5 protein-coding genes are annotated in these 3,218 nt (G+C 43.7%); all 5 read left to right on the top strand.

What is annotated here, in order from left to right:
- The first annotated feature begins 93 nt into the window (after positions 1-93).
- The gene (locus ACFIL7_RS03425) at positions 94-639 is read left to right on the top strand and encodes a hypothetical protein (protein WP_375683362.1); all 546 of its coding nucleotides are present in this window, start codon (positions 94-96) and stop codon (positions 637-639) included.
- The gene (locus ACFIL7_RS03420) at positions 620-1,309 is read left to right on the top strand and encodes a phage baseplate assembly protein V (RefSeq protein ID WP_375655403.1); all 690 of its coding nucleotides are present in this window, start codon (positions 620-622) and stop codon (positions 1,307-1,309) included. Before ACFIL7_RS03425 ends, ACFIL7_RS03420 begins: the two co-directional genes overlap by 20 nt.
- Positions 1,306-1,647 (top strand): GPW/gp25 family protein, encoded by a 342-nt coding sequence (locus ACFIL7_RS03415; protein WP_375612353.1) that lies wholly within the window; start codon positions 1,306-1,308, stop codon positions 1,645-1,647. Before ACFIL7_RS03420 ends, ACFIL7_RS03415 begins: the two co-directional genes overlap by 4 nt.
- Positions 1,644-2,471 (top strand): baseplate J/gp47 family protein, encoded by an 828-nt coding sequence (locus ACFIL7_RS03410; protein WP_375635074.1) that lies wholly within the window; start codon positions 1,644-1,646, stop codon positions 2,469-2,471. The genes ACFIL7_RS03415 and ACFIL7_RS03410 overlap by 4 nt, the downstream gene beginning before the upstream one ends.
- A partial coding sequence (locus ACFIL7_RS03405) for a phage tail protein (protein ID WP_375683361.1) occupies positions 2,471-3,218 on the top strand: 748 nt, incomplete at its 3' end. The genes ACFIL7_RS03410 and ACFIL7_RS03405, both read left to right, overlap by 1 nt.

Raw genomic sequence — 3,218 nt, 5'->3', positions numbered from 1 at the left:
CAAAGCCCCCTCTTCTCAAGAACACTTCACTGTTACAGATGTCCAAGCCTCTGAATCCGGTATGTATAAGCTTATCTTGCGAGAACAGAAATAATGAAACATCCCCGCGAGACGATAAGAGAAACATTTGTTGCGTTGATCAAAGCAGCAAAGACGGCAGCTGGTGACAATGTTTTCAATATGCGTGACTTCAATTTATTTATTGAAGCAATGCCAGCTATTAATATCTCAACACAAAGTGAAACAATTGAAGATGGACATGATTTTGGCTTAAGACGGCGTGTTTTAACGCTAGATGTTGAATGTTATGCGACATGTGAAGATGGAGCGCGTTTTGTTGACCAATTAGCATGGGAAATTGAAGAGATTTTCCATGCCAACCCCAATCTTAACAACACCGTTGAGACATGCCGCCTGCAAAATATTGCTTTTGCCTTTGGTGATAATGGCGCTTTAGCACTCCACGGTGCAATTTTAACCTTTGAGGTGACTTACGTCACCAATATCCCCTGCCCTGATGAAGGAAAGGCAATCGCAAGAGTTGTTGAACCCCTTGTCGGTTTTAAACCCGAAACAGGTGTGGGAAACGAAGACAAATACCATAAAATTGAAGGTGGACATGTTAGAGCGACGCGATAAAGAAATCACAGATCTAAAGAGACGTGTGGCCAATATGGTTGTGGTGGGGAAGATTAGCCATGTCGACCATAAAAACGCACGCTATCGGGTAAAAAGTGGCAATCTTGTCAGTGACTGGATTCCAGATACCCAAGCCCGCGCCGGTAAAACACGTTCTTATGAAGGGCGTGATGTTGGAGAGCAAGTAGTTGTTATCTCGTCATCAGGGGATTTGTCACAAGGGATGATTGTGGGTTCCATTCATACAGATGCTAATCAAGCAGCCGATAAGGGCAGCATTCACCGAACGATATACCCTGATGGAACCAGCCTTGAATATGATGATGAACAAAACACTTATGGAATTCACATCAAATCCGGCGGAAAGTTGATCCTGACAATCGCTGATGGTGTGTCACTAAAAGGTGATGGTGGCAAGCTAGAGCTTACCGCACCGGAAGGCATAAAGATTGTTTCAGAAAGCGATATAAATTTAAACGCAAAAGGCGGCATCTCTTTGAAGGCTGGTGATGGCATTTCACTGAATTCGAATGATAGTCTCTCTCTTCATTCTGGAAATAATGTTTCCATTCATTCAAGTGGACTAAAGCATAACGGCACCAATGTAGGAGAAACCCATGTTCATGACGGTGTTTCCCCTGGTGGTTCTATGACAGGAGGTCCCAATTGAACAGTGGAATGGACCGTACAACAGGAAAGCCATTGACCGGCATTGATCATTTGCGTCAATCAATCCTTGATATTTTGTTAACGCGGATTGGTTCGCGTGTAATGCGGCGTGATTATGGTTCACGTGTTGCGGAACTCATTGATGCACCGGTTAATAATGCTTTTGCTGTTGCTCTTTATGCTGCTGTTGCTGAGGCTTTAGACAAGTGGGAACCGCGTTTTAAATTGAAAAAAATTGATTTTAAAAGGGGTGAGAATGGACACGTTTCTTTATCCTTTGAAGGCATTTATTTGCCATCCGGCAAGCCCATTACCATGGAAGGATTATTGATAAAATGAATGGAGTGCTTGCAAAACCAGACATCATCACAGAACTTTCTTTTGAAGAAATACGCGCTGCTGCTCTTGTCCATTTAAAAGAGCTTTTGCCTGAATATACCATTCTTGAAAGTGATCCGGCTGTAAAAGTCATTGAGGCTTTTAGCTATCGAGAGTTGCTTTTAAGACAGCGTATTAATGAGGCAGCACGCAATAATATTCTTGATTTTGCAATCGGTGAATCTCTTGATGCTTTGGGAAACTGGCATGGTATTGCCCGCATGGAAGAGGAAAGTGACGAGAGATATCGTGAACGCATACAGCTTCATGCCCGTGGAGGTAATGGGAGCGGGACAGAGCCCTATTACAAGCTTATCGCCTTAACAGCCGATAGTCGAGTGAAAGATGCCATTATCTATCGTAAAGGCAAAAACCCAACCATCTATGTTGCTCTTTTTGGTAATAATGAAGAAGGAACAGCCTCTGAAGATCTCATACAAGCAGTTTCACAAGCTCTTCACAGAAAAAATATCATCATGACCAATGATACAATCATTGTTCACGCTGCTGTCAAAAAAGTGCTGGACTTAGAAGCAGATGTTTGGCTGTTACCGGAAACATCTTTGAAAATTCTCACGACAATGGAGGCAAATTTAAGAGCAGCATGGAGACAAGAACAAGCCATTGGTCGTGAATTAAGCCTCTCGTGGTGGATTTCAAAACTAATGATTTCTGGTGTCCAAAAAGTCATTGCCATTACCCCAACACAAGACAGTATGGTTTGTGATGAAGAAATTTTATCGATTGGAAAAATCACCTTAAACTTCAAAGGGCGTGCGCGCTAATGGTTGGTTCCCTCCTTCCCACAAACGCAACAGAATTTGAAAAGCGCCTTGCCGATGCTTGCGATTTTCATCAAGATATTGATGGTTCTGTTTTGGGGATTTCACGCGCAAAACTGATCACACGCCCTCCCCGTTTCTTGCCGTGGCTCATTGAAGAATACGGGCTTGGAGAGCTTACGCCTTATGTTCCAAACCTCTATGATTTGATTGATCAAGGGCTTCAATGGCAGCGTTTGCGCGGCTCCCTTGCTGCAATAGAGGTGGGGCTTGAATGGCTAGGGATTTCGGCACGCTTTCAACCCGCATGGACAGGGCGAGCATGGTGGAATTCCTTTCAACTTGATTTTGATCAGTTGCCTGAACGTAAAAGCCTTGAAGCCATTGAAGCGATTGTCGGACTTTCCAAAAGTTTGCGCTCTGATTTTCGCCGTGGGACCTATGGTTATGATGTGCAAGCTGTTGAATGCAATATGTCACGCCTTGATGACAGCATATTGGAGTATGAAAGCGGTGTTCACTTAACAGCTGGGGGCACTTTGTTTTCCTTTGGGCGCACAACAGAGATCAATCACACGCTCACAAGAGAAGAAGGCAGGCTTATTGGCAATTGGATAGATGATGGGGATGAAGAGTTAAGCTGGGATCAAATTGATTATCCATGGGATATGGCAAATTTTCCGTGGTGTTCGGTCAAAAAACATGAACGCGATATACTCATGGCAGAGTGGTTTAGCAACCGCACGCTTT

It is taken from the genome of Bartonella sp. AP3QHHD (assembly GCF_042195765.1).
Lineage (GTDB): Bacteria > Pseudomonadota > Alphaproteobacteria > Rhizobiales > Rhizobiaceae > Bartonella.
This window is presented reverse-complemented; position numbering and strand designations above follow the sequence as displayed.

Coding starts and splice junctions, on each gene's coding strand:
- ACFIL7_RS03425 (WP_375683362.1), top strand. CDS start 94: ATGAAACATCCCCGCGAGACGATAAGAGAAACATTTGTTGCGTTGATC.
- ACFIL7_RS03420 (WP_375655403.1), top strand. CDS start 620: ATGTTAGAGCGACGCGATAAAGAAATCACAGATCTAAAGAGACGTGTG.
- ACFIL7_RS03410 (WP_375635074.1), top strand. CDS start 1,644: ATGAATGGAGTGCTTGCAAAACCAGACATCATCACAGAACTTTCTTTT.